Source organism: Streptomyces sp. NPDC101219 (assembly GCF_044767675.1).
Taxonomy (GTDB): Bacteria; Actinomycetota; Actinomycetes; order Streptomycetales; family Streptomycetaceae; genus Streptomyces.
Window position 1 is genome coordinate 148,743 of record NZ_JBIWOK010000001.1, and the last position, 26,050, is coordinate 174,792.

At 73.9% G+C, this 26,050-nt stretch carries 22 protein-coding genes; 7 read left to right on the plus strand and 15 right to left on the minus strand.

What is annotated here, in order from left to right; genetic code table 11:
- Positions 1 to 912: 912 nt before the first annotated feature.
- Positions 913 to 1,242 carry a hypothetical protein gene (locus ACIRPP_RS00750; protein ID WP_403636754.1) on the plus strand — a complete coding sequence of 110 codons (330 nt, stop codon included), beginning with the start codon at positions 913 to 915 and terminating at the stop codon, positions 1,240 to 1,242.
- A gap of 148 nt (positions 1,243 to 1,390) precedes the next feature.
- Here the strand turns inward: ACIRPP_RS00750 and ACIRPP_RS00755 are convergent, their stop codons facing one another.
- Together ACIRPP_RS00755 and ACIRPP_RS00760 are read right to left on the minus strand one after the other, a co-directional pair.
- Positions 1,391 to 2,725: an SWF or SNF family helicase gene (locus ACIRPP_RS00755; protein WP_403636756.1), complete on the minus strand. Its 1,335-nt coding sequence runs from the start codon at positions 2,723 to 2,725 to the stop codon at positions 1,391 to 1,393.
- The gene (locus tag ACIRPP_RS00760; protein ID WP_403637551.1) at positions 2,722 to 5,439 is read right to left on the minus strand and encodes a DEAD/DEAH box helicase; all 2,718 of its coding nucleotides are present in this window, start codon (positions 5,437 to 5,439) and stop codon (positions 2,722 to 2,724) included. The genes ACIRPP_RS00755 and ACIRPP_RS00760 overlap by 4 nt, the downstream gene beginning before the upstream one ends.
- A 540-nt stretch (positions 5,440 to 5,979) precedes the next feature.
- Between ACIRPP_RS00760 and ACIRPP_RS00765 the strand changes: the two genes are divergently transcribed.
- Positions 5,980 to 6,162, plus strand: a complete 183-nt coding sequence (locus ACIRPP_RS00765; RefSeq protein WP_164348716.1) for a hypothetical protein — start codon at positions 5,980 to 5,982, stop codon at positions 6,160 to 6,162.
- Between the two features lie 437 nt (positions 6,163 to 6,599).
- Here the strand turns inward: ACIRPP_RS00765 and ACIRPP_RS00770 are convergent, their stop codons facing one another.
- From ACIRPP_RS00770 to ACIRPP_RS00785, 4 genes are all read right to left on the minus strand, one after another.
- The gene (locus ACIRPP_RS00770; protein ID WP_403636758.1) at positions 6,600 to 7,580 is read right to left on the minus strand and encodes a hypothetical protein; all 981 of its coding nucleotides are present in this window, start codon (positions 7,578 to 7,580) and stop codon (positions 6,600 to 6,602) included.
- A 138-nt stretch (positions 7,581 to 7,718) separates the two neighbouring features.
- Positions 7,719 to 8,021 carry a hypothetical protein gene (locus ACIRPP_RS00775; protein ID WP_403636760.1) on the minus strand — a complete coding sequence of 101 codons (303 nt, stop codon included), beginning with the start codon at positions 8,019 to 8,021 and terminating at the stop codon, positions 7,719 to 7,721.
- A gap of 372 nt (positions 8,022 to 8,393) precedes the next feature.
- The gene (locus tag ACIRPP_RS00780) at positions 8,394 to 8,993 is read right to left on the minus strand and encodes a class I SAM-dependent methyltransferase (protein ID WP_403636761.1); all 600 of its coding nucleotides are present in this window, start codon (positions 8,991 to 8,993) and stop codon (positions 8,394 to 8,396) included.
- 28 nt (positions 8,994 to 9,021) lie between these two features.
- A complete protein-coding gene (locus tag ACIRPP_RS00785) occupies positions 9,022 to 9,450 on the minus strand; it encodes a PPOX class F420-dependent oxidoreductase (RefSeq protein WP_403636762.1) in 429 nt (142 codons plus the stop codon).
- A gap of 115 nt (positions 9,451 to 9,565) precedes the next feature.
- On the opposite strand from ACIRPP_RS00785, the gene ACIRPP_RS00790 reads away from it, so the two are divergent.
- Both ACIRPP_RS00790 and ACIRPP_RS00795 read left to right on the plus strand, forming a co-directional pair.
- Positions 9,566 to 9,979 (plus strand): roadblock/LC7 domain-containing protein, encoded by a 414-nt coding sequence (locus ACIRPP_RS00790; RefSeq protein WP_403636764.1) that lies wholly within the window; start codon positions 9,566 to 9,568, stop codon positions 9,977 to 9,979.
- Between the two features lie 136 nt (positions 9,980 to 10,115).
- Positions 10,116 to 11,048, plus strand: coding sequence for a DUF6397 family protein (locus ACIRPP_RS00795; protein WP_403636765.1), 933 nt, complete (start codon positions 10,116 to 10,118; stop codon positions 11,046 to 11,048).
- A gap of 62 nt (positions 11,049 to 11,110) precedes the next feature.
- Here ACIRPP_RS00795 and ACIRPP_RS00800 read toward each other — a convergent pair whose 3' ends face one another.
- Complete coding sequence (locus ACIRPP_RS00800) at positions 11,111 to 11,977, minus strand: acyl-CoA thioesterase (RefSeq protein ID WP_403636766.1); 867 nt, start codon at positions 11,975 to 11,977, stop codon at positions 11,111 to 11,113.
- A gap of 19 nt (positions 11,978 to 11,996) precedes the next feature.
- Positions 11,997 to 14,510, minus strand: coding sequence for a DEAD/DEAH box helicase (locus ACIRPP_RS00805; RefSeq protein WP_403636768.1), 2,514 nt, complete (start codon positions 14,508 to 14,510; stop codon positions 11,997 to 11,999).
- A 145-nt stretch (positions 14,511 to 14,655) separates the two neighbouring features.
- Between ACIRPP_RS00805 and ACIRPP_RS00810 the strand changes: the two genes are divergently transcribed.
- Positions 14,656 to 15,450 carry a metal-dependent hydrolase gene (locus ACIRPP_RS00810; RefSeq protein ID WP_403636770.1) on the plus strand — a complete coding sequence of 265 codons (795 nt, stop codon included), beginning with the start codon at positions 14,656 to 14,658 and terminating at the stop codon, positions 15,448 to 15,450.
- Positions 15,451 to 15,497: 47 nt separating this feature from the next.
- Here ACIRPP_RS00810 and ACIRPP_RS00815 read toward each other — a convergent pair whose 3' ends face one another.
- From ACIRPP_RS00815 to ACIRPP_RS00835, 5 genes are all read right to left on the minus strand, one after another.
- Positions 15,498 to 15,752: a type B 50S ribosomal protein L31 gene (locus ACIRPP_RS00815; RefSeq protein WP_403636772.1), complete on the minus strand. Its 255-nt coding sequence runs from the start codon at positions 15,750 to 15,752 to the stop codon at positions 15,498 to 15,500.
- 75 nt (positions 15,753 to 15,827) lie between these two features.
- Positions 15,828 to 16,298: a DUF5709 domain-containing protein gene (locus ACIRPP_RS00820; protein WP_403636774.1), complete on the minus strand. Its 471-nt coding sequence runs from the start codon at positions 16,296 to 16,298 to the stop codon at positions 15,828 to 15,830.
- A gap of 394 nt (positions 16,299 to 16,692) precedes the next feature.
- The gene (locus ACIRPP_RS00825; protein ID WP_403636776.1) at positions 16,693 to 18,474 is read right to left on the minus strand and encodes an ABC transporter ATP-binding protein; all 1,782 of its coding nucleotides are present in this window, start codon (positions 18,472 to 18,474) and stop codon (positions 16,693 to 16,695) included.
- Positions 18,471 to 20,426, minus strand: a complete 1,956-nt coding sequence (locus tag ACIRPP_RS00830) for an ABC transporter transmembrane domain-containing protein (protein ID WP_403636778.1) — start codon at positions 20,424 to 20,426, stop codon at positions 18,471 to 18,473. The genes ACIRPP_RS00825 and ACIRPP_RS00830 overlap by 4 nt, the downstream gene beginning before the upstream one ends.
- A 289-nt stretch (positions 20,427 to 20,715) precedes the next feature.
- A complete protein-coding gene (locus tag ACIRPP_RS00835; RefSeq protein WP_403636779.1) occupies positions 20,716 to 21,180 on the minus strand; it encodes a MarR family winged helix-turn-helix transcriptional regulator in 465 nt (154 codons plus the stop codon).
- A 109-nt stretch (positions 21,181 to 21,289) separates the two neighbouring features.
- Between ACIRPP_RS00835 and ACIRPP_RS00840 the strand changes: the two genes are divergently transcribed.
- Positions 21,290 to 23,092, plus strand: a complete 1,803-nt coding sequence (locus ACIRPP_RS00840; RefSeq protein ID WP_403636780.1) for an ABC transporter ATP-binding protein — start codon at positions 21,290 to 21,292, stop codon at positions 23,090 to 23,092.
- Between the two features lie 43 nt (positions 23,093 to 23,135).
- Positions 23,136 to 23,981 (plus strand): endolytic transglycosylase MltG, encoded by an 846-nt coding sequence (gene mltG, locus ACIRPP_RS00845; protein ID WP_164442913.1) that lies wholly within the window; start codon positions 23,136 to 23,138, stop codon positions 23,979 to 23,981.
- Positions 23,982 to 24,005: 24 nt separating this feature from the next.
- Here the strand turns inward: mltG and ACIRPP_RS00850 are convergent, their stop codons facing one another.
- Positions 24,006 to 25,082 (minus strand): NAD(P)-binding domain-containing protein, encoded by a 1,077-nt coding sequence (locus ACIRPP_RS00850; RefSeq protein WP_403636782.1) that lies wholly within the window; start codon positions 25,080 to 25,082, stop codon positions 24,006 to 24,008.
- Positions 25,083 to 25,314: 232 nt separating this feature from the next.
- Entirely contained in the window at positions 25,315 to 25,896 is a 582-nt protein-coding gene (locus ACIRPP_RS00855; protein ID WP_403636783.1) for a class F sortase, read from the minus strand.
- Positions 25,897 to 26,050 lie beyond the last annotated feature (154 nt).

Sequence of the window (26,050 nt, forward strand, 5' to 3'; positions counted from 1 at the left end):
TCCTTGGGCGGAGGGCGCGCGGGCGTGGCCTTCGAGCGTCTCGACCAGTTGGTGACGGACCACCTGCTGGGGGCCCGCGGCTGAGCCAGCCGACCGGCCCGGGAGGGCGACCGGCCCCGGGCGTGCTCGTTCGCGTGGGCTCGGTCGCCGGTTCCGGGCCCGAGCCCGGCTGCTCCCGCGTGCTCGCACGCGTGTGGAGGCGAGAATCATCTTGTCCCCGGGGCGTCCGGCGTGCGAGTCGTCGACCGTGGGCCCTACGCGCTCGGGCGCACCTGCGGCGGCGCCCCGCCCTCACCTCCGGGCTCCGGGAGTCGCGCCCGGGGGCGGGCGGCAGCGCCCCTCACGCGCGAGCGCGGGACCGGCCGGGAGAAGCCGGGAGAGGCGGGTCCTGAGCGGGAGGATCGGGGGCAAGGGTCCGGGCGGGGTGTCGGTGACCGACCGACGGCGGGTGCGGCCGTCTTCCGCTGCCACGGAGGCCGCTCCCGCGCGGGCGCGGGACGGGCGGCGAGGGCCGCCCGTCCCGGCGCGCGGCGCCGCACCGGTCGGCGGCTCCCGCGCGCAGGGACGCGAATATGTCCCGTCGGAAGCACGGCGCACGCGCCCCGAGTGCCTGTCAACTCCGGGCGCCTCCGCGTGAAACCCTCGCTCCGAGGGGCCGCGGGAGGCGACCATGGCCGTATGGCCATGCCTCCCGTACCGCCCCAGCCGCCCTCCGGTCCGCCGGGTGACTCGCCCCCGCCGGGCGACGGCTTCGGACCGCCGCCCTACGGCGGGCCGCCCTCCGACGACGGCCCCCCTTCCTACGGCGGGCCGCCCTCACACGGTGGGGCGCCGCCGCCCGGGCCGCCGGAACAGCCTCCCGGGGACGACCACGGCGGACCGGGACGCGGGCCCGGCGGGGGCCGACGGCTCGTGCTGATCCTGCTCGCCGTCGTCCTGGCCGTCACCGCCGTCTCCCTGGTGGTGTTCCTGGCCGCGGACGGTGACAACGGACCGGAGCGGGAACCAGGCGAGAGCAGCACCAGTACCCGCGGATCCCCCGACCCGTCGCTGGGCATCCCGTCCGAGCTGCCCAGCGGCCTGCCGAGCCGGCTGCCGTCCGAACTGCCCACCGACCTGCCCACCGAGCTGCCGTCCGAGTTGCCGTCGGAGCTGCCGTCCGGCTTTCCGACCGATCTTCCCGGCGGAGTGCCCAGCCACCTTCCGAGCGGGCTGGAGTCGTTGCTGCCGTCCCCCGAGTGACCGGCCTCTTGCCCTGCCCCCCGTGACTCCCGTCCCGCGAGCTCGGGGTCTGCCTGGCGGGCCCGGCCACCGGAGCCGTCTGACCGGAACCGTCTGACCGGAACCGTCTGACCGGTTCCGGGGCCCCAGGAGCGAGACTTTCGCCCCGCTACGAGCCGCCCCGCGCGTGCGTGTCCTCGGCGTCGGTCCCTGCCGCGCGCTCCGCCGTGGCCAGGGCCGTCGCCGGGTCCCGGGAAGGGGCTCCCGCCGGGACCCAGCGCCCGCGCTCCTCGCGGTACGGCCACCAGCGCCCCGCGCGGTCCAGGCGCAACTGGAGGGGAGCCCCGGCGACGGTCCACCGGTTCGCGCGGGCCCGCAGCGACGGTCGCTCGTCCTCCTCCCAAGCCGCGTCGAGCACCGCCCGCGCGCGTGCGGCCGCCTCGCCCTCGACGGCCCACTCCTCGTCCAGTACGGCCAGCGCCGCCGCCCCGCCCGCGCGCCAGGCGCGTACGGCGACCGCCAGCCCCTCCCGGCCGCGCCCCGACCCCTCGGCGAGCCGGGCCGCCACGGAGGCCGGAGGACTCCCGGCAGCCAGGCGCACCGCGTCCTGCGCCACCGTCGCTTCCGGCTCCACGGGCCGGTCTGCGTGCCCCTCGCGGAGTGCCTCCGCCAGCAGCCGGTGCGCCTGCGCGGCCGTCCGGGCCGCAAGGAACTCCAGGGCCGCCGGATCGACAGCGGCCATCGGTGCCGCGTCCGTGTCCAGCGACGGGGGCGTACCTGGCACCTCGGGGAGCAGGGGTGGGCCGGGGAGGGGCGGCAGGATGTCCCCGGTCGCGTAAGCATCGGCCGCGTCGACGCCCTCCGGCGCGGCGCCGGACTGCCCGGCCGGTACGGCGTTCCCTGCGCCGAGGTCGTCCAGCAGCGCCCGTTCGTCCCGCCCCCGGAGCAGCAGGAGCACGAACGGGTCCTCATCCAGGAGCCGCGCCACCTGGTAGCAGAGCGCCGCCGTGTGACCGCAGTGGTCCCAGACCCCGCAGCCGCACTCCGGTTCGAGGTCGCCGGGCCCGGGCAGCAGGTCCACACCCACCAGTTCCGCGTCCTCGACCAGATGCGTCGGCATCTCCCGGTCGAGCAGGGCGGCGACATGCCCGGCCCGTCCGGCGGCCATCGCCAGGAAGCGGTCCCACTGGTCACCGGACAGCTCCTGCACCAGCACGTCCGCGCGGTGCGCGGTCCCGTCACGGTCCCGCACGACCGCCGTGAGGCGGCCCGGCCGCACCGACACCGCGCCGACCGCTCCCGCGCGGGAGAGCCTGCGGCCCGCCTTCAGCTGCCCGGAGTCCAGGGCCGTGGCCTCCAGGGCGGTCAACCAGGCCCGCCCCCACCACGATTGCGCGAAGGCCCGCCCCCGGGCGGGCGGCAGCGCCGCGAACGTGCGCTCCGGTCCGGCCACCCCGCCGTGGGCGTCCCCGGCGTAGGCGTTGCCGTCGTCGTAGCGGCTCATCCCAGCTCCCCCCGCAGTTCCACCAGGTCCGTCAGCTCCGCGTCCGACAGCTCCGTGAGCGCGGCGCCGCCGGAGCCCAGCACCGCGTCGGCCAGGTCTTGCTTGCGCCGCAGCAGGGCGGCGATGCGGTCCTCGATCGTGCCCTCCGCGATGATCCGGTGCACCTGCACGGGCCGGGTCTGGCCGATGCGGTACGCGCGGTCGGTCGCCTGCGCCTCGACGGCGGGATTCCACCAGCGGTCGTAGTGCACGACGTGTTCGGCCCGGGTGAGGTTCAGTCCGGTGCCCGCCGCCTTGAGCGACAGCAGGAACACGGGCACCTCGCCGTCCTGGAAGCGCCGCACCATCGCGTCCCGCGCGGCGACCGGTGTGCCGCCGTGCAGGAACTGCGACGGCACGCCCCGCGCGGCGAGGTGCCGCTCCAGCAGCCGTGCCATCCGCACGTACTGCGTGAAGACCAGCACGCCCGCCCGTTCCGCGAGGACGGTGTCGAGGAGTTCGTCGAACAGCTCCAGCTTCCCGGACCGTCCGGAGATCACCGGGCGGTCCTCCTTGAGGAACTGCGCGGGGTGGTTGCAGATCTGCTTCAGGCCGGTCAGCAACTTCACGATCATCCCGCGCCGCTCCATGCCGTCCGCACCGGCGATCCGCTCCAGGGCTTCACGCACCACGGCCTCGTACAGACCCGCCTGCTCCTCGGTGAGCGACACGGCGTGATCGGTCTCCGTCTTCGGCGGCAGCTCGGGCGCGATCCCGGGGTCCGACTTGCGGCGGCGCAGCAGGAACGGCCGCACCAGCCGGGCCAGCCGGTCCGCCGCGGCCGGATCCTGGGCGCCCTCGACGGCGTCCGCGTACCGCCTGCGGAACGCGGGGAGCGGGCCCAGCAGCCCGGGCGTCGTCCAGTCGAGGATCGCCCACAGCTCGGAGAGGTTGTTCTCCACCGGCGTGCCGGTGAGAGCCACCCGCGCGCGTGCGCCGATGGACCGCAGGGCACGCGCCGTCGACGCGTAGGGGTTCTTGACGTGCTGTGCCTCGTCGGCCACCACCATGCCCCATGGGACCGCGGCCAGGCGCTCCGCGTCCAGGCGCATGGTGCCGTACGTGGTGAGGACGAACCCGTCCTCCGCGAGGTCGTCCAGGCTGCGCCGGACGCCGTGGAAGCGGCGCACCGGAGTGCCCGGCGCGAACCGCTCGATCTCCCGCTGCCAGTTGCCCATCAGCGAGGCCGGACAGACCACGAGCGTCGGTCCCGCCGCCCCGGGCTCGTTCTGCCGGTACAGGTGCAGGGCGATCAGGGTGATCGTCTTGCCGAGCCCCATGTCGTCGGCGAGACAGCAGCCCAGGCCCAGCGACGTCGTCCGCGCCAGCCAGGTCAGGCCGCGCCGCTGGTAGTCCCGCAGGGTGGCGGCCAGGTCGGCCGGCTGCGCGACGGGCTCCTGTGCCTCGGGGGCCGCGAGCCGGTCCCGCAGCGTCGCGAGCCATCCGGTGGGCCGCACCTCGACCCGTTCCCCGTCGACGTCCACCGAGCCGGTGAGGGCCGCCCCCAGTGCGTCGAGCGGCGCGACCTTGTGATCCTGACGCGCGCGGGCGCGCCGCACCACCCGCGGATCGATCAGCACCCACCGGTCGTGCAGCCGCACGACGGGACGGTGCGCCTCGGCGAGCAGGTCCAGCTCGTCGCGCGTGAGCCGCCGTTCGTCCCCCAGGGCGAAATGCCAGTCGAAGGCGAGGAGCGCGTCCGCCGACAGCAACGACGGGCCCGCCGAGGCACCCGGCCCCGGTGTTCCGTCGGCCGGACCGATCTCCGCGCGGGTGGTCAGCCCTCGGGTCAGATCCCTGGGCCAGTGCACCTCGACGCCCGCGCCGGCCAGCGCCCGGGCACCCTCCCCGAGCAGGTCGGTGATGTCCTCGTCGGCGAGGTCGACCGTGTCCGGCACGGCCGCCGCCAGCAGCGGCGACAGCGGTGGCCAGGCGCGGGACGCGCGGCGCAGGGCGAGGAGCGTGTCGTGTGTGACACCGGGGCCGAAGCCGGCGCCGGCCGCCCCCGCCCAGACGTCGGCGGCGTCGGCGACGAGCGCCGGGTCGCTCACGCCGTGCACCTGCAGTACGGCGCGGAACGCGATGGCGTCGTCGGAGTCGGAGTGGGAGTGGGAGTCGGCGTCGGGGACGGCTTCGGGGTCGAGGCCCTCCCGCGCGCGGGTGTCGGCATCGTGCCGACCGGTTGCCTCCGTCGGGCGGCGCACCTCGATCCGCAGGGACAGACGTACGCCCGCGTCGTGGCCCGCGGCGACGTCGGCGGCCCAGTCGCGCAGCCCGGGCAGGTGCTGCGGCTCCGGCACCGCGTAGCCGGGCGTGCCGGTGACGAGGAAGGCGGCGGGGGAGCGGGGCAGGGTGTCGGCGACCGCGTCCAGGAAGGCGCGCAGAAGGTGTTCGGGCTCGGGGAGGCGTACGGAACCCGTGTCGTCCAGGGGTGTGGCGTGCGCCTCCGGAGGCATGGCGGCCGCGAGTCCGCGCACCGCGTCGAGGTCCTCGCCGGGCAACGGGCCCGTCCGCCAGGCGTCGCGGTCGTCGGCGGTCAGACCGGGCAGCAGCAGACCGCGGGCCAGCAGGTGCAGGGCGTGCACGGCGGCGGCACCCCAGAACAACGTGGACCGGTGCCCGTCCCCGGCAGCCCACGCACGCGTGAGCACCGGCAGCGCGGCGCGTACGGGCATCAGCACGGCGGGAACACGAACCGCCCCGACGCCCGAGCCGTCCGGCAGCACGACGGTGATGTCCTCGACGGTCGCCCCCTCGCCCGCAACGGCAGGCGGGTCCGATCCGTCGGGGCTCCAGAAGGCGACCCGCCCGGTGCGGGCGGGCGCGCCGGCCACGAACAGCGTGCAGCAGCGGGACGACGGCAGGGACGGGGCGGAGGACGGAGAAGCGGGAGCGGTCTCTGCGGTGATGGCGAGTCCTCAAACTTGACTAGTGGGGACGGTCGCCGAGGATACACTCCGACCCGCTTGATCCGGTCGGCCGTCGCCGTGACCTGCGTCACCGCCGCAGCGGGCCCGAGGTCTCCGCTCGTCGGGGGCGGGACGGGCGCGGAACCGGGCCACCGCGTTCGCTCGGCCACTGGCCCTGTCCCCGGTAGAGGAGGACCCTAGGGGGCGCACTTCAGGGACGTCTCAGGGTCGCGGTGTGGAACTGCGGGCAGCGCGGGCCCGTTTTCACGACAGAGAGCGGCAGTGGCCGCGAAGGAGGCGACACTCATGTCGAACAACGCCAAGATTGCCGCGGGGGGTGTGGCAGCCGGGCTCATCCTGCTCATCTGGCTGCCCTGGTGGGCCGCGCTGCTGATAGTCCTCGGAGTCCCGGCCGCCGCGTACCTCGCCCTGGACCCCGCGCAGCGGCGCAGGCTCCGCCGCGTGTCCCGCAAGGAGCTGGGCCACTGAGCAGAACGACTGAGCGACTGGGCCACTGAGTCAATGGGCCACTGAGCCAATGGGCCAGTAATGCGGCTCGGGTCGGGCGCGGTGCCGCGCAGGCGGAGACGCTGCGGGCGAACCCCGGCCGGCCTGCGTGCCGCACCAGCTACGCCAATGGCCCACGCCCCGCCGCGCCCTGCTCGCCGCCGGTGTGGCCGTCGCGGTGAGCGAGTACGGCCGGGCACCGGACGCCGGCCTGGCCTGGTCGCGCATGACGGGCAACACTGGACGCCACGGCCAGGCCGGGGCGCAGGTGGATCCGGCGCGCCCGTGCGCCTGCCCGTTCCCCGGCCCCGCCCGTCGGACGCGCAGGCACCGAATGCCCGGTTGCCGTCCACGGGCGGTGCAGCCCCGCACAGCCCTCTGCGGCACCGTGCCCCCCTGTCGACCCCAGCACAGCGCGGTCAGAGAGGGCGCACGGCCATCGCGTCGAGGGCCTGAAGGAGGCCCGGGAGTTCCGGACCCCGGCCCACCGGAAGGACCTCACCCGGCTCTTCGTCCAGCAGCACGAACGCGATGTCGTCCGTCCTCGCCACCATCGACCAGCCCGGGCCGTCGGCACGCAGGGTGCGCGCGTCGCCCGACGCGAACGACGAGCGGACCCGGCCGAGGGGTGGCGGCGACTCGACGTAGGCGCGGGCCTCCGCCAGCACCCTGCGGATGCCGCGGTGCTTGGGCTGTCCATCCCCACTGCGGTCACCGCCGGCGCCGTCCTCTGCCGGTGTGCCCTCGGGGACGTCGGCATCGGCGTCCGCGGCGTGCGAGGCGGATCCTCCTCCGCCGTCCGCACCCGCAGCGTCGCCCCCGCGCCCGCCGCCGGAGTCGCCTCCGGAGCCGGGGCCGGGGCCGGAGCCGGATCGGGAGGCGCCGGAGTCCGGGGTGGCGAACGCCGAGTCGTCGATCTGCTCCCGCCACGTCGCCCACTGGAGCGCGATCTCGTCCGCCCCCAGGCGGCGCTGGGCAGGCCCCCACACACTCGTGTCCGGAGGGGTCAGCGGCGGCCCGGCGATCCCCGGGTCGGGGTCGTGCGGCGCGGGCACGTCCGGCGCCGACACGGCGACCGCCAGAGGCCAGCCCGGCAGGGCGGCCACGACCGTGCGCTCGTCCGGCGACAGGTCGTGCTCCATGCCGCAGTCCCAGGACGCGATCGCCACCGCGACGAGCGAGACGTCGTCGACGACGACGGTCCACCGGGCGCCCTCGCCGTCCTGGCCGAGCACCAGCCCGTACCCGTCGGCGAGCGGCGCGAGACCGAGGGCCGCGCAGGCCTCCGGATAGTCGTCGCCCAGCACGCTCGGGAACTTCGCCGGCGTCAGCAGCACCGCCGTGAGCACATAGAGCGCGTCGTCCGTGGCGGCGACGGCTTCCTCATCCGTCCCGGCCATCCCAGCCTCCCCGTCGGTTCGTCCCTCGGCGCGCACCCTAAACCGACCCAACGGCGCTTGTCACGACCCGGCAGGCGTCCCCCGAGCTGCAGGTTTCCGGCCGGACGGGGGCGAAACGGCCATCTGCCGCGGAGCCGGTCAGGCCGCCGGAAGCCCCAGCAGCGACCGCGCGACCGCCGCCGGCGACTCGTCCCGTTCCCGCGCCAGCGCGACGACGGCCCGGCAGGCCAGTTCGTTGACCCCGAAGGACAGCGCCTCGGGCGACACCCAGCCGGACGCCTCCTCCATCCGGTCCTGGTCGTCCTCCGCGCAAGCCGTCACGTAGGCCGCGGCGGCCTCGAAGAGATTGTGCGGACGCGTCCGCGGCACCGTTGCCGTCCTCTCCCCGGCGCGCGAACGGCCGACGAGTCCGCCGAGGACCTCACGAACCCTGCCCCACATACGGTCCACCTTCCCCAATGCACGTGCCGCTGCCGACCGTTGGTGTCCCGCCACTCCACGTAAGGTCCCCAACGTAAGGTTCCAGGACCCGCGGCAGAAGGGGGCGGACCCGGCGCGGCGCCGACGACGGCCGGAAGCCGCCGCCCCGCCGCCCACGACGGCCGGAAGCCGCCCGCCCCGTCGCCCACGACGGCCGCACCCCGGCTCCCATCCCGGCCCGCGCCCCGCCCCCACCCCGGCCCGCGCCCCGCCCCCACCCCGGCCCGCGCCCCGCCCCCACCCCGGCCCGCGCCCCGCCCCCACCCTGGCCCCCGTCCGGCCCTCACCCTGGCCCCTGTCCGGGCCCCCACCCGGCCCGCGGCCCGGCTCCCGTCAGCGCGTCCGGACCGCCAGTGCCAGGAACCGGGTGTTCTCGTCCGCGTACGAGGTCATCCGCCACCCCGAGGCAGCCAGCAGCGGCCGCAGGTTGAGCTCGGCGCGCAGGTCGTCGTCGGTCAGCCGGCGGCCCTGGCGCGCGGCGAGCGCGGCCCGGCCGATCGGGTGGAAGAGCGCCAGCACTCCGCCGGGCCGCACCACACGGGCCAGCTCCCGCAACGTGTCGGCGGGGCGCGGCAGGTGGGCGACGAGCCCGGCGGCGAAAACGGCGTCCAGCACCTCGGCACGCAGCGGCAACGCGGCCACGTCGGCGAGCAGCAGCACCCCGTCGCCGTCGCGTCCGGCCCGGGCGGCCGCGTGCAGCATGGCCGGAGTGAGATCGGCGCCGATCACCGTGCCGGAGGCCCCCACGGCGGCACGCAGCGGGGGCAGGGCCCGCCCGGTGCCGCAGCCCGCGTCCAGCACCCGGTCGCCCGCACGCAGTCCCAGTGCGGCGACGGCCGCCGCGTAGGCGGGACCGTCGTCGGGGAACCGGCTGTCCCAGTCGGCGGCCCGGGCGGTGAAGAATTCCTGGACATGCGTGTGGTCGTCACTCATGCCCGCATGGTCCCGCACACCGCCCGCCTCAGTCCGCGACTCCCTTCTCCGCGACGACCTTGTCGATCGTGACCCGGACGAGGAGTTCACCGGGCACGCCGTTGCGGCGGCCGAACTCCTCGGCACGGTCCGCGCCCATGTACCGCGCGCCGATCCGGGCCGCCCAGTGCCGCAGCTCGGCGGGGTCCTCCGAGAGCCGGGCCCGCCCCTGCAGCACCACATAGTGGAACGGAGGGCGGTCGTCGTCCACGCAGAGCGCGACCCGGCCGTCGCGGGCCAGATTGCGCCCCTTCACGGTCCCGCTGCCGGTGTTGAACACCACCTCGTCCCCGTCGACCAGGAACCACACCGGCGCCACATGCGGGCTGCCGTCGGCGCGGACGGTGCAGAGCTTGCCGGTGCGGGTCCCGTACGAGACGAATTCCCGCCACTCCTCATCGGTCATCTTCTGTCCCATGACGCCCATTGTTCTTGCCCGCCGCTCGATCGTGGGGAAGGCTGGCGCGAGGGGAGCCCGCGCGGGGGAGGCGGCAGGGGACGTTCCACGGGGAGTACAGGGGGAGATGCACGGCATGGCGCAGAACCAGGGTCTCGAGTGGCTGCTGGACGATCTCACCCAGCGCGTCGAGCACATACGGCATGCGCTGGTCCTGTCCAATGACGGGCTGGTGACGGGGACGAGTACCGGACTGCGCAGGGAGGACGCGGAATACCTCGCCGCCGTCTCCTCCGGACTGCACAGTCTCGCCAAGGGGTCCGGCCGGCACTTCGGCGCGGGCGAGGTGCGCCAGACGCTCGTCGAGTTCGACGACGCGGTGCTGTTCGTCACCGCGGCCGGCGCCGGGAGCTGCCTCTGCGTCCTGAGCGGCGCTGAGGCCGACCTGGGCCGTGTCGGCTACGAGATGACCCTCCTCGTCAGCCGGGTCGGAGAACACCTGGGCGTGGACCCCCGCCGCCCCGGCTCCGATCCCGGCACGGGCCTCTGACCTGCGCGTTCGCCCCGAGACGTCGGGCCCTCCGGGAGTTGTCCACAGGGGCGGCACGGAGCGTGACGGAGCGGATACCGTCGTGTCCGGGCGGACGCACCGGGCGTCCGCCGCAGGCTCCACGGGGGAGACGACCATGACCGCACACACCGTCACACACCGGCGCCCGACCACCGCCGGTCCACACGCAGACGTCCGGCACGGCCCGGACGCGTCCGTCGCGCCGGGCCGCGCGGCGCTCGGACTGCACCTGAAGCCGACGGAGTTCGACCTGGCGGTCCGGCTCGGCCGGATCCGCACCGTGCCCGGTGACCGGGGAGGCGGGCCGAGGATCGAGCGCGCCGAACTGGAGCGGCTGCGTGCCCGCCCGGGCTTCCCGGAGGAACTGCGGGAGAGCGTGCGCGCCGTGGGCACCGCGGAGGGGGCCGCACTCATGGGGGTGTCGAAGGACCGGTTCACCCGCCTCGCCCGGCTGGGCCTGCTGAGCCCCGTGAAGTACTACCTGAACTGCTACCGCGCCGTGGTCTGGCTCTACCTCGCCGACGAGGTACGGCAGTTCACCGCCGACCCGGGCAACGCCCCACTGCTCACCGGCCGTTTCCCCGAGGCCCTGCGCGGCCGTCTCGACGCCGGGCTCGACCTGCGGCCCCGCAACTGGCGCCACCGGCACCTGGGCTTCCTGCTCCGCCAAGCCGGCGACCCCTGGGCACGGGCCGGCGCCGTGGCCGCGCTCCTCGACCCGCTCCACGTCTGCGAGGTCGTCGGTGACCCCTACGAACGCTCCCGGGTCAACGTGTTCCGGCCCGACCCGCCGGCCCACGGCGCCCCCGGGTCCCCGGCCGCCGACCTGGCGCGAGAACTCGCGACGGCCCAGGACGCGGACGAGATCGCCTGGCTGCGCGCCGACCTCGCACGGCTGGTGGCCGAGGCGCGCACCCACCGGCCTGCGCCCCGCCCCGCACCCCGGCACCCCGGGCCGAGCGCCCGGCCGGTGCCGCACGGGCCCGCGCGATCGCCCTCCCGGCTGCGCCGCCTGCTCCGCCGCCGACGCCGGACACCGGCCGGCTGACGCCCGGAACAGCCCCTCGGCAGGGCCTGAACGGCCCCCGCCCGAGGCGCCGAACACCAGACCTACAGCGCCCGGAACAACCCCTCCTGGACGACCGACACCAGCAGCCGTCCCGCACGGTCGTAGATCCGGCCCCGGGCCAGACCCCGCCCGCCCGTGGCCACCGGCGACTCCTGGTCGTACAGGAACCACTCGTCCGCGCGGAACGGACGGTGGAACCACATCGCGTGGTCCAGCGACGCCATGTCGAAGCCGCGCGGCCCCCACAGCGGCTCGACGGGGATCCGCACGGCGTCCAGGAGCGTCATGTCGCTGGCGTACGTCAGGGCGCAGGTGTGCACCAGCGGGTCGTCGCCGAGCGGACCGACCGCCCGCATCCACACCGCGCTGCGCGGCTCGGCGCCCCTGACCTCGTCCGGATCCCAGCGCAACCGGTCCACGTACCGGATGTCGAAGGGCTGACGCCGGGCCATCCGCTCCAACTGCTCCGGCAGCTCGCCCAGATGCTCCCGCAGCTCGTCCGCCAGGGTCGGCAGCGACTCAGGCTCGGGGAGCTCGCAGGCGGGCGGCACCTGATGTTCGAAGGCAGCCGGCTCCGGCCGGTGGAAGGAGGCGGTGAGATTGAAGATCGTCCGGCCCTGCTGGACCGCGGTGACCCGGCGGGTGGTGAACGACCGCCCGTCCCGCACCCGTTCCACCTGGTACACGATCGGCACGCCCGGCCGGCCCGGCCGCAGGAAGTACGCGTGCAGCGAGTGCACGGGACGGTCCCCGTCGGTGGTGCGGCCCGCGGCGACCATCGCCTGCCCCGCCACCTGGCCGCCGAAGACGCGCTGCAGCGACTCCTGCGGACTGCGCCCGCGGAAGATGTTCACCTCGATCTGCTCCAGGTCGAGCAGGGCGACGAGGCTGTCGGCCGGATTCGTCATGGGTGGTCTGCTCCCGCGGTCACAGCTGGCCGACATCGGTGACCCGCACGATCGCGCGGCCCTCCGCGTCGGAGGCGGCCAGGTCGACCTCGGCGCTGATGCCCCAGTCGTGGTCGTCGTTCGGATCGTCGAAGATCTGCCGGATCCGCCACAGCCCGTGCTCCGGCTCCTCCTCGATGAGCAGCAGCTTGGGGCCGCGCGCGTCGGGTCCGGTGCCGAGCTCTTCGTACTCGTCCCAGTACCTGTCCATCGCCTCGCCCCACGCGTCGGCGTCCCAGCCGGACTCGGCGTCCAGCTCGCCCAGCTCGTCCACCCGGTCCAGCGCGGCGAGCTCCACCCGGCGGAACATGGCGTTGCGCACCAGCACCCTGAAGGCCCGCGCGTTGGCCGTGACGGGCTTGACCTGGTCGGCCTTCTCCTGGGCCTCCTCGGCGGTCATCTCCTCCGGGTTGGCCAGCTGTTCCCACTCGTCGAGAAGGCTGGAGTCCACCTGGCGCACCATCTCGCCCAGCCAGGCGATCAGATCCTGCAGATCCTCCGACTTGAGGTCGTCCGGCACGGTGTGGTCCAGCGCCTTGTAGGCACTGGCGAGGTAGCGCAGCACGATGCCCTCGGTGCGGGCCAGTTCGTAGTGCGCGACCAACTCCGTGAAGGACAGCGCCCGTTCGTACATGTCACGGACCACGGACTTCGGCGACAGCGGATGGTCGCCGACCCAGGGGTGACTCTTGCGGTACGTGTTGTAGGCGTGGAAGAGCAGCTCCTCCAGCGGCTTCGGGTACGTGATGTCCTGGAGGCGCTCCATGCGCTCCTCGTACTCGACGCCGTCCGCCTTCATCGCGGCGACGGCCTCCCCGCGGGCCTTGTTCTGCTGGGCGGCGAGGATCTGCCGGGGATCGTCCAGCGTCGACTCCACCACCGACACCATGTCCAGGGCGTAGGACGGCGATTCGGGGTCGAGCAGTTCGAACGCGGCCAGCGCGAACGTGGACAGCGGCTGGTTCAGCGCGAAGTCCTGCTGGAGATCCACGGTGAGACGCACGATGCGGCCCTCGGCGTCCGGCGTGTCCAGCTTCTCGACGATGCCGCCGTCCAGCAGCGAGCGGTAGATGGCGATGGCCCGCCGGATGTGCCTGAGCTGCTGCTTGCGCGGCTCGTGGTTGTCCTCCAGCAGCCGGCGCATCGCCTCGAAGGCGTTGCCGGGCCGGGCGATCACCGACAGCAGCATCGTGTGCGTGACGCGGAAGCGGGAGGTCAGCGGCTCAGGTTCGGAACCGATGAGCTTCTCGAAGGTCTGCTCCGACCACGCCACGAAACCCTCGGGGGCCTTCTTGCGCACCACCTTGCGGCGCTTCTTGGGGTCGTCGCCCGCCTTGGCCAGCGCCTTCTCGTTCTCGATGACGTGCTCGGGAGCCTGGGCGACGACGAACCCCTCGGTGTCGAAGCCGGCGCGCCCGGCACGGCCCGCGATCTGGTGGAACTCCCGCGCCCGCAGGGTGCGCACCCGGCTGCCGTCGTACTTCGTCAGCGCGGTGAACAGCACCGTGCGGATGGGCACGTTGACGCCCACGCCGAGCGTGTCCGTACCGCAGATCACCTTCAGCAGCCCGGCCTGCGCCAGCTTCTCCACCAGCCGCCGGTACTTGGGCAGCATGCCGGCGTGATGGACGCCGATGCCGTGCCGGACGTACCGGGACAGGTTGCGGCCGAAGCGGGTGGTGAAGCGGAAGTTGCCGATCAGGTCGGCGATCTTGTCCTTCTCCTCACGGGTGCACATGTTGATGCTCATCAGCGCCTGCGCCCGTTCCACCGCCTGCGCCTGCGTGAAGTGCACGATGTAGACCGGCGCCTGCCGGGCGGCCAGCAGGTCGGTGAGCGTCTCCGTGAGCGGCGTGTACCGGTACTCGTAGGACAGCGGCACCGGCCGGGTCGCCGACCGGACCACCGCGGTGGGTCGGCCGGTACGGCGGGTGAGGTCCTTCTCGAAGAAGGAGACGTCACCGAGCGTCGCCGACATCAGCACGAACTGTGCCTGCGGCAGCTCCAGCAGCGGGATCTGCCAGGCCCAGCCGCGGTCCGGCTCGGCGTAGAAGTGGAACTCGTCCATGACGACCTGGCCGACGTCCGCGTCCTTGCCGTCGCGCAGCGCGATCGACGCCAGGACCTCGGCGGTGCAGCAGATGACCGGCGCGTCCGCGTTCACGGATGCGTCGCCGGTCAGCATGCCGACGTTCTCTGTGCCGAAGATCTTGCACAGTTCGAAGAACTTCTCCGACACCAGCGCTTTGATCGGCGCCGTGTAGAAGGTCACCTCGTCCCGCGCCAGAGCGGCGAAGTGCGCCGCCGCAGCGATCATGCTCTTGCCGGAACCGGTGGGCGTCGAGACGATCACGTTCGCCCCGGAGACCACCTCGATCAGCGCCTCCTCCTGGTGGGAGTAGAGCGTGAGACCGCGTTCGACGGCCCACGACTCGAAGGCTTCGTACAGGGCGTCGGGGTCGGCGGTCGTCGGCAGCTGATCGATGAGGGTCACGCACCCATCTTGCCTGCCCGGCCACCCGATGCGGGAATCGGATGCGGGGCCGAAGATCGCGAACGCTACGCTGTGTCGCCGACGGAGCGTCAACGCACCGGGTCAACCGGGCGGCAGTGCACAAGAAATGGGGCGGGCCACGGCGATGATGGGACCAGCACACTCACTGTCGGGCGCCGCCGCCTGGCTCGGCGTCGGCGCGGCCACCGCCGCGGCCGGGCAGCCCATGCCCTGGCCGGTCCTCCTGGCCGGCGCGCTGATCTGCGCGGGAGCCGCGCTCGCCCCCGACCTGGACCACAAGGCGGCCACCATCTCGCGCGCCTTCGGACCGCTGTCCCGGTGGCTCTGCGAGATCGTCGACAAACTGTCCTACGCCGTCTACAAGGCGACAAAGAAGCAAGGCGACCCCCGTCGCACCGGTGGACACCGCACCCTCACCCACACCTGGCTGTGGGCCGTCCTGATCGGCACCGGCACCTCCGCGCTGGCGATCACCGGCGGCCGCTGGGCGGTGCTGGCGATCCTCTTCGTACACATGGTGCTCGCCATCGAGGGCCTGCTGTGGCGGGCCACCCGCGGCTCCAGCAGCGACGTCCTGGTGTGGCTGCTCGCGGCGACCAGCGCGTGGATCATCGCCGGCATCCTCGACCAGCCGGGCAACGGGGCCGACTGGCTGTTCACCGCGCCGGGCCAGGAGTACCTGTGGCTCGGTCTGCCGATCGTGCTGGGCGCGCTGGTCCACGACATCGGCGACGCGCTGACCGTCTCGGGCTGCCCGATCCTGTGGCCCATACCGGTGGGCCGCAGACGTTGGTACCCCGTCGGCCCGCCGAAGGCGCTCCGGTTCCGGGCCGGCAGCTGGGTGGAGCTGAAGGTGCTGATGCCCGCCTTCATGCTGCTCGGCGGCGTGGGCTGCGCGGCGGCGCTCAACGTCATCTGACGGCGGCGGGCCCGCCGGCGCGCCGGGCGGGCCCGGGCGCGGCCCGGTCAGCCGGTGCCCTCACCGCCGTAGCGGCGCTCGAAGCGGGCGACGCGCCCCTCCGTGTCCACCGTCCGGGCCTTGCCGGTGTAGAAGGGGTGGCTCTCCGAGGAGATCTCCACGTCCACCACCGGGTAGGTCTCGCCGTCGTCCCAGTCGATGGTCTGTTCGCTGGTCGCGGTGGACCGGGTCAGGAAGGCGTATCCGGCGGCCCGGTCGCGGAAGACGACGGGGTGGTAGTCGGGGTGCTTGTCCTGCTGCATGGATGCTCCTCGGGCGACTCGGACAGGCGCGGGGCCTGGGCAGGTGCAGAGCGGGTGGCAGGGCGGGGGCGCGGATCAGCCGGGCAGGGCGTCCTCGTCCACGACGTGCATGGCGGCCTCCTCGGCGGAGGCGGCCGCGCCGTCGATGCCGACGTCCGTGGCGACCAGGGCCTCCTCCTCGTCCTCGTGGGCCCCCTCGTCGGGGGCCACCAGACGGCCGGAGCGGACCGCGCCGACCTCGTTGTCGAGGAGTTCCCCGTCGCTGCCCTCGCAGTCCCCGAGACCGTCGCCGTCGGGCACGGCCGGCTCCGGCAGCTCCTCGGCGAGCCGCTGGTCCAGGGTCTCGCCCCGACGGCGTTCGGCCGCCGTCACGCCGGGGTGTTCCACGGCCCAGGGCCGCTCGGGCGGGGACCAGCCGCGGTCGAGGGGGTCGTCGACACCGTCGTTGTCCAGGGTGTCCTCGGCATCGAGCAGTCCGGCGTCGTCCTGAATGTCGGACGCGTCCGGCTGGTAGACGTCGTCTCCCCATCCGTCGGCGCTGTTCACGGGTACCTCCAGGGGGTGGGGACGGGCCGCCCGCGTTCCCGCCGCGGCCCGCACCGGACCGCCCTTGTACGGGACACCGGCGCCACCCGTCCCGGTCCGCCGGGGACCCGGGTGTTCCCCGAGCCGGTGCCTGACTCCAGCCTTCCACCCCGCTTCGGGACCGCGCAACGCCACGGCTCCCCTCCGCCGGCGGCCCGCACGGCACCCTCCTGCTCCGGCAGGGGCCACAGCCACCGCGCCGGGACGCGGCCGGGCCCGCGGCCGAGGGGAGCCACGGGGTGCGGCCCCCTCCCGGGGCCACACCGCCACGGGGGTGCGGCCCTTCCCGGCGCGGCACCTTCCGCCTTGCCGTCCGTCCCGGCCCCGGCGGCCCGGCGCGGCCCCGCCCCGCGGGTCAGCCGTGCCAGGACCGCCACAGGGCCGCGTACGCGCCGTCCGTCGCGACCAGCTCGTCGTGGCTGCCGAGCTCACTGATGCGGCCGTCCTTGACCACGGCGATGACGTCCGCGTCGTGGGCGGTGTGCAGGCGGTGCGCGATGGCGACCACCGTGCGCCCGTCCAGGACCCGGGACAGCGACCGCTCGAGATGGCGGGCCGCCCGCGGGTCCAGCAACGACGTCGCCTCGTCCAGCACCAGGGTGTGAGGGTCGGCCAGTACCAGCCGGGCCAGGGCGATCTGCTGGGCCTGGGCCGGGGTGAGCGCCAGTCCGCCCGAGCCGACCTCGGTGTCCAGGCCGTCGTCCAGCGCGCGGGCCCAGCCGTCCGCGTCCACCGCGCCGAGGGCCGCCCACAGTTCGGCGTCCCCGGCGTCCGCGCGGGCGAGCCGCAGGTTGTCGCGCAGCGAGCCGACGAAGACGTGGTGTTCCTGGTTGACGAGGGCCACATGGGTGCGGACACGCTCGGCGGTCATCCGGGCCAGCTCGGCGCTGCCCAGGGTGACCCGGCCGTCCCGGGGCGCGTAGATCCCCGCCAGCAGCCGGCCGAGGGTGGACTTGCCCGCGCCCGAGGGACCGACCAGCGCCAGCCTGGTGCCGGGCGGGACCTCCAGCGAGACCTTACGGAGCACGTCGACGCCCTCCCGGTACCCGAAACGCACCCGGTCCGCGCGGACGTGGCGTCCTTCGGGCGTGAGCTCCGCGTCCCCGGCGTCCGGCTCGATGTCCCGTACGCCCACCAGCCGGGCCAGCGACACCTGCGCCACCTGCAGCTCGTCGTACCACCTGAGGATCAGTCCGACCGGATCCACCAGCATCTGGGCGATCAGGGCGCCCGTCGTCAGCTGGCCGACGCCGATCCAGCCCTGCAGGACGAACACCCCGCCGATCATCAGGACGGACGTGAGCACGGTGACGTGGGTCAGACTGACCACCGGGAAGAGCACCGACCGCAGCCAGAGCGTGTAGCGCTCCCAGGCCGTCCATTCCCGCACCCGCTGGTCCGACAGCGCGACGCGCCGCTCGCCGAGGCGGTGCGCCTCGACGGTCCGTCCCGCGTCCACCGTCTCGGTGAGCGCCGCGGCCACGGCCGCGTACCCGGCGGCCTCGGACCGGTAGGCGGCCGGTGCCCGCCGGAAGTACCAGCGGCAGCCGGCCACCAGCAGCGGCACGGCCACCAGGACGGCCGGCGCGAGTTCGGGTGCCGTGGCGACCAGGCCGCCGAGCAGCAGCACCGCCCACACCACGCCGATCGTCAGCTGCGGAACGGCTTCGCGCATCGCGTTGCCGAGCCGGTCGATGTCGGTGGTGATCCGGGACAGCAGGTCACCGGTCCCGGCCCGCTCCAGCACGCCGGGCGGCAGCCCGACCGACCGCACCAGGAAGTCCTCGCGCAGATCGGCCAGCATCCGCTCGCCGAGCATCGCCCCGCGCAGCCGGACCTGCCGGACGAACACCGCCTGGACCAGCAGCGCGACCACGAACAGCGTGGCGGTGAGTTCCAGCCGCAGGTCCCGGGTCGGGTCCGGGACCCGTTCCACCAGGCCGCCCAGCAGGTAGGGGCCCACCATGGAGGCGAGGACGGCGACCGTGTTCACGGTGACCAGCAGGACGAAGGCCCGCCGGTGCCGGCGCAGCAGCTCGGCCACATAGGCGCGGACGGTCGTCGGGGCCCCCACGGGCAGGGTGCCCGCCGTGGTCGGGGCCGCCGGGTCGTAGGCGGGTGGGGCCACGCCGATCATGCCGTCTCCTCGATCTCTTCCCGTCGTGGCAGGGCCTCGTCCCCGTGGGGCACCGGCTGCCGCGGCCCGCCGATCGCCTCCCCGCGACGTGCTCCGCCGCTGTCCTCCGCGCGGACGGCCCCGGCACCCGGCGCCGTCGCAGAGCCGGCCTGCACGCTCTCGACCCGCGCACCCCCGGCCCGTACACTCCCGGCGCCAACGGCGTCGACGGCGTCGACGCCTTCCTCCGTCTCCCGCGTCACCACGGCCCGGTACCGGGGCTCCGTGGTCAGCAGCTCGCGGTGGCCACCGGTGGCCACGACGGTTCCGTCGTGCAGGAACACCACCCGGTCCGCGCGGTCCAGCAGCAGCGGGGACGAGGTGAACACGACCGTGGTGCGCCCTGACCGCACCCGGCGCACGCCGCGGGCGATGCGGGCCTCGGTGTGCGAGTCGACGGCCGACGTCGGCTCGTCCAGGACGAGCACCTCGGGGTCGGTGACCAGCGACCGGGCCAGCGCGAGCCGCTGGCGCTGGCCGCCCGACAGGGAGCGTCCGCGCTCGGTGATCCGGGCGTCCATCGGGTCCTCGACGGCCGTCGAGCCCTGCACCAGGGCCGCCAGCACGTCCGCGCACTGCGCCGCCTCCAGCGCGGCGGCCGGCTCGGTCCGCCCGGAGCCCGGCACGTCGAGCAGTTCCCGCAGGGTGCCGGACAGCAGCACCGGATCCTTGTCCTGGACCAGGACGGCGGCACGCGCGCAGTCCAGCGGCAGTTCGTCCAGGGGCACCCCGCCGAGCAGCACCGAGGCGCCCTCGGACGCGGCGTGCCCGCCCAGCCGTTCGGCCAGCCGTCCCGCCGCGTCCGGGTCCCCGCACACCACTGCCGTCAGCCGGCCCTCGGGGGCGAGCAGCCCGCTCTGCGGGTCGTACAGGTCGCCGGAGGGGTGGACCGCGGGCCGCGATCCCGCGGTGTCGGTCGGCCGTTCGAGTGACAGCACCCGCGCGGCACGCGTGGCCGAGGGCCGCGAGAAGGAGTACGCCATCGCGATCTCCTCGAAGTGCCGGATCGGGTACGCCAGCAGCATCACCGAGCTGTACACGGTGATCAGTTCACCGACGGTGATCCGCCCCTGGCGGGCCAGGTGGACGCCGTACACGACGACGGCGATCAGCAGCAGGCCGGGCAGCAGAACCTGGACGGCGGCGATCAGCGCCCACATCCGGGCGCTGCGCACGGCGGCGTGCCGGACCTCCTGGGAGGCGCGGCGGTAGCGGTCGAGGAACAGTTCCTCACCGCCGATGCCGCGCAGGACGCGCAGGCCGGCCACGGTGTCGGAGGCCAGCTCGGTGGCCCGGCCGGACTTCTCGCGCTGGATGTCGGCCCGCCGGGTGGCCGGGGGCAGCAGCGGCAGGACCGCCAGCGCCATGACCGGCAGTCCCACGGCGACGACGACACCGAGCGCCGGCTGGTGGACGACCAGCCCGGCACAGACCGCCACGATGGTGACCGCCGCCGCGGTGAACCGGGACAGGGCCTCCACGAACCAGCCGATCTTCTCGACGTCGCTCGTGGAAACCGCCACCACTTCACCGGCCGCGACGCGCCGGGTCAGGGCGGAGCCGAGCAGGGCGGTCCGGCGGGCCAGCAGTTGCTGGACGCGGGCGGCGGCGGTGATCCAGTTGGTGACGGCGGCCCGGTGCAGCAGGGTGTCGCCGACCGCCAGACCGGCCCCGGCCAGCGCCAGCAGACCGCCGGCCAGGGCGAGTCGGGTGCCGGACCGGTCGACGGCGGCCTGCACGGCGATGCCGACTCCGAACGGCAGGGACGCCACGGCGACGAAGTGCGCCAGCCCCCAGGCCAGGGCCTTCAGCTGCCCGGCCAGTTGGCTGCGGAAGAGCCACCACAGGAAGCGGGGGCCCGACCGCGCGTCCGGCACACCCGGATCGGAAAACGGAAGGTCTTGGATCTGCATGACGTCGTCGCGGCTCGTCTCGGGGCGGTCGGTTCGGCGGCGGGCCGCACGCGGCGGCACGCGGCGCACGTGCGGGCAGGGGTCGCGCGCCGTCCCGGGACGGCGGGCAGCAAACCGTGACAGGTTGACCCCGCAGCGTGTGCGGAAGCAAGCGGTTTTCCACGCCGGGCGTCCGGAACCGGCGGGCCCTGCAGCTCCCCCCGGAGGTGCCGGCCGATCCCGCCGGAGGTGCCGGCCGGTCCCCCAGAGGTGCCGGCCGATCACCCCCGCGGTGACGGCGCCGAGGCGGTCAGCCCACGGTGTGGCGGCAGGGCGGGGCGACGGCCCCGTCGACCAGGGTGTCCAGCAACTGTCCGAGGACCGCGCGCTGTTCGTCCTCCAGCGGTGCGAGGATCTCCTCGGCGGCGGCCCGGCGCGCGGCGTGCAGTTCGCGCAGCGCTGTGCGGCCGGCGTCCGTGAGCTCGATGCGGATCACCCGGCGATTGGCCGGATCCGGTACCCGTCGCACCGTGCCGCCCGCCTCCAGCCCGTCGACCAGTGTCGTCACCGCCCGGGGCACCACTTCGAGGCGCTCCGCCAGATCGGCCATGCGCGGCGGCGACGGGTAGTGGGCCAGCGTCCGCAGCAGCCGGGACTGGGCCGGGGTGATGCCGAGCTCACGCCGCTCCAGATGGTGTTTCTGGATCCGGTGGACCCGGCGGGTGAGCCGCAGCAACTGCTCGGCCAGCTGGCCGTCGGGGTCGGGGGAGGTCATGCGGGAACATTATCAGGATGCCGTTCATTGTGAATACAGGTAACAATGAGCGGGGTTCCGACGTCTGCCGCGGGACCGCCATCCTCCGGAGGAGACGTAGAAGGAGACCATGTACCCCGACCGCCAGCCCGCCTGGACCCCGCCCGCCGACGGCGGGCAGCAGCCCCGGCAGGTGCGCCGCATCCTGCGGTTGTTCCGGCCCTACCGGGGCCGCCTCGCCGTCGTCGGCCTGCTGGTCGGGGCGGCGTCGCTGGTCTCGGTAGCCACCCCGTTCCTGCTGAAGGCGATCCTCGACGTGGCCCTCCCGCAGGGCCGCACCGGACTGCTCAGCCTGCTCGCCCTCGGCATGATCCTCGGCGCCGTCCTCACCAGCGTCTTCGGAGTCCTGCAGACGCTGATCTCCACGACGGTCGGTCAGCGGGTCATGCACGACCTGCGGACGGCCGTCTACGGGCGGCTCCAGCGGATGTCGCTCGCCTTCTTCACCCGCACCCGCACCGGCGAGGTCCAGTCCCGCATCGCCAACGACATCGGCGGCATGCAGGCCACCGTGACGTCCACCGCCACCTCGCTGGTGTCCAATGTGACCAGCGTGGTCGCCACCGTCGTCGCGATGCTCGCGCTCGACTGGCGGCTGACCGTGGTCACCCTGGTGCTGCTGCCGGTGTTCGTGTGGATCAGCCGCCGGGTCGGCGACGAACGGCGGAAGATCACCACACGGCGTCAGAAGCAGATGGCCGCGATGGCCGCCACGGTCACCGAGTCGCTCTCCGTCAGCGGCATCCTGCTCGGCCGCACGATGGGCCGTTCCGACTCCCTGACCCGGGCCTTCTCGGACGAGTCCGAGCGGCTCGTGGACCTCGAGGTGCGGTCGAACATGGCGGGCCGCTGGCGCATGGCCGTCATCACCGTCGTCATGGCCGCCATGCCCGCCGTCATCTACTGGACGGCGGGCATCGCCCTGCACACCGGCGGGCCGGAGGTCTCGATCGGCACCATCGTCGCGTTCGTCTCGCTCCAGCAGGGCCTGTTCCGGCCCGCGGTGAGTCTGCTGTCCACCGGCGTGCAGATCCAGACCTCGCTCGCGCTGTTCCAGCGCATCTTCGAGTACCTCGACCTCCCCGTCGACATCACCGAGCGCGAGGATCCGGTCCGCCTCGACCGGATCAAGGGCGAGGTCCGCTTCGAGAACGTCACCTTCGGCTACGACGGCAAGGGCGGCCCGGTCCTCGACCGCATCGACATCACCGTCCCCGCGGGCTCCAGCCTCGCGGTCGTCGGCTCCACCGGGGCCGGCAAGTCCACGCTCGGCCACCTCGTGCCCCGTCTGTACGACGTGACCGGCGGCCGGGTCACACTCGACGGGGTCGACGTCCGCGACCTCGACTTCGACACCCTCGCCCGCGCGGTCGGCGTGGTCTCCCAGGAGACGTACCTCTTCCACGCCTCCGTCGCCGACAACCTCCGCTTCGCGAAGCCGGACGCCACCGACGAGGAGCTGTACGCGGCGGCGGAGGCCGCCCAGATCCACGACCACATCGCCGGTCTGCCCGACGGCTACGACACGATCGTCGGTGAACGCGGCCACCGGTTCTCCGGCGGCGAGAAGCAGCGTCTGGCGATCGCGCGCACCATCCTGCGCGACCCGCCCGTGCTGGTCCTCGACGAGGCGACCAGCGCACTGGACACCCGTACCGAGGCCGCCGTGCAGAAGGCCATCGACGCGCTGTCGGCCAACCGCACCACGCTCACCATCGCCCACCGGCTGTCCACCGTCCGGGGCGCCGACCAGATCGTGGTGCTCGACGCCGGACGCGCCGTCGAGCGCGGCACCCACCGGGAACTGGCGGAGCGGGACGGGCGCTACGCGGCTCTGGTGCGCCGGGACGCCCAACTGGAGCCGACAAGATGACGATATGCCAGGTTTGCGGCGTTTCGCGGGTTACCGTGCCCGCATGCAGACGAACACTCCGCCACGGAGCACGATCCGACTGACGCGCCGAGGCCGTCTCGCCCTCGTCGTGACCGGGGCCGTCGTGGCCGGCACCGCCGTGGCGGTGCCGCTGCTGACGCTGGGCGACGACGGGGAGTCCCGGCCGACGACGCTGGTGATCCCGGAGGGCCGGCGCGCGAGCCAGGTGTACGCGGCCGTCGACAAGGCCCTCGCCCTCCCCGCGGGGACGACCCGCAAGTCCCTGCCCAAGGCCGGCCTCAAACTGCCCCAGGAGGCCGAGGGCAACCCGGAGGGCTACCTCTTCCCGGCCACCTATCCGCTCGAGGACAAGGCCACCCCCGAGAAGCTGCTGTCCGCGATGGTCGACGCCGCCAACAAGAAGTTCAACGGCGCCCCCGTCGCCGCCGGCGCGCAGCGCAACGCGATGAACGTCTACCAGGCGGTCACCATCGCCAGCATCGTCCAGGCCGAGGCGGACGACCCGGCCGACATGGGCAAGGTGGCCCGGGTGATCTTCAACCGGCTGGAGCGCGGCATGCCGCTCCAGATGGACTCCACCATCAACTACGCCCTCAACCGCTCCTCGCTGAGCACCACGGCGACCGACACCAAGATCGACAGTCCGTACAACTCGTACGAACGCATGGGTCTGCCGCCCACCCCGATCGACAACCCCGGTGAGGCCGCGGTACGCGCCGCGATCAACCCGACGCCCGGCGACTGGCTGTACTTCGTCACCGTCAAGCCGGGCGACACCCGCTTCACCGCCGACTTCCAGGAGCACCAGCGCAACGTCGCCGCGTTCAACGCCGAACAGAAGAAGGCCGCGGAGCAGAAGAAGAGCTGAGGGCGTGCGGTCACCGGGCGGGCGTCAGGCCGCGACCGGTTCCTCCTCCAGCAGCCGCCGGATGTCCCGCACGGCCGCGCGCCCGGCCCGGTTGGCACCCACGGTGCTGGCCGACGGGCCGTAGCCGACCAGGTGGACGCGGGGATCGGCGACCGCCCGGGTCCCCTCCACCCGGATGCCGCCGCCCCGCTCCCGCAGCCGGAGCGGGGCGAGGTGCTCCACGGCCGGCCGGAAACCGGTCGCCCACAGGATCACGTCGGCGCTCACCTGCCGCCCGTCCGCCCACGCGACACCGTCCGGGGTGATGCGGTCGAACATGGGCTGCCGGTCCAGCACCCCGTCGGCGAGACCCTGCCGGATCGCGTCGTTGAGCGGCAGCCCCGTCACCGAGACGACACTGCGCGGCGGCAGCCCCTGACGCACCCGCTCCTCCACCAGCGCCACGGCGGCCCGCCCCGCCTCCTCGTCGAACGGGCCCTCCCGCCACACCGGCGGCCTGCGCGTCACCCACGTCGTCTCCGCCGCGAGCGGGGCGATCTCCAGCAGGTGCTGCGTACCGGAGGCGCCGCCGCCGACCACCACCACCCGCAGCCCCGCGAACGCCTCCGGCCCCGGGTACTGCGCGGTGTGCAGCTGCCGTCCCCGGAACGTCTCCTGTCCCGGGTAGCGCGGCCAGAACGGCCGGTCCCAGGTCCCGGTGGCATTGATCAGCGCACGGGTCGACCAGTCGCCGTCGGACGTCTCCACCAACAGCCGTCCACCCGTCCCCTCCCGCACGGCCCGGACGGCCACCGGGCGCCGCACCCGCAGGTCGAAGGCGCGCTCGTAGCGGTCGAAGTACTCGCTGATGACCTCGGAGGAGGGCCGCGCCGGATCAGCGTCCGTGAGCTCCATGCCCGGCAGCGCGTGCATCCCGTGCACCTTGCCGTAGGTCAGCGAGGGCCACCGGAACTGCCAGGCTCCGCCGGGGCCGGGGGAGTGGTCCAGCACCACGAAGCCGCGCCCCGGCTCGAAGCCGGTGCGCCGCAGGTGGTAGGCGCTGGACAGCCCGGCCTGCCCGGCACCGATGACGACTGCCTCGACCTCACGGATATCGTTCACATTTCTACTAACGCGGGGACGGTCGTGGATCTTCCCCACGGCCGGGCGCCGGGCAGCCGACCGCCGCAGCCGCCCCCGCTCAGCCCAGGAAACTCAGCCGCACCGTGCGACGGCTGCACCCGTCAGGCGGACGGCCGCATGATGACCGCTGACCTGCGCATCCTGCATCCGTGCGATACCGAGGAGGGGGGCGAGGGTGAACGTCGGCCTGCTCAGCGGCACCGCCATCGTTCTACGCCGCGGTCAGCGTCGCAAAGACCACGACATTTCCCTGGTAGCCGGTTTCTTCAGCGTATGGGCCCCCACAGGTGATCACGCGCAGTTCGGGCCGGTGGGAGTTGCCGTAGACCTTCTCATCCGGAAACGCCTTCTTGTCGTAGAGTTCCACGGCGTCGATCGTGAAGACGGCTGTCCGCCGGTCTGACCTGATGATCTCGATGGTGTCGCCCTTGGCGAGTGCTCCGAGGCGGTGGAAGACTCCGGGTCCTTGCGGCGTGTCGACATGCCCTGTAGTGACGGCTGTGCCGACTGAGCCAGGAGGTGTACCGGCGCCGTACCACCCGGCAAAGTGGGGCATGTTGAACGATGGCGGGCGCAGTGCTCCGGTGTCGTCGAGGCCCAGTTTCGTCATTGGGGCATTCACGCCGATGGCGGGGATTCGCAGCCGGACCGGAGCCGACGGGGGTAGGGGCGACACGAAGGGATACCGGGTCGAGGCGGTGCTGTTGGGTCCGGGTGACACGGGGGAGAAGGACTGCGCGGTCGAAGGTTGCGGAGGCCCTTCGCCTCGGAGCGCCGTGATCACCAGCAACATGCCCGCCAGTAGAGCGTAGGCGAGATGCTTGGCGGACGGGGTGGACGAGGGGGAAGTACCGCAGGGCTCGTGCCTCGGTTCCATCGCTGTGGAGCCTCCGCTTCGCGATGATCCCCCCAGCCCTCGGACACGGGCCTGGGGGCTGGGTCGGCAG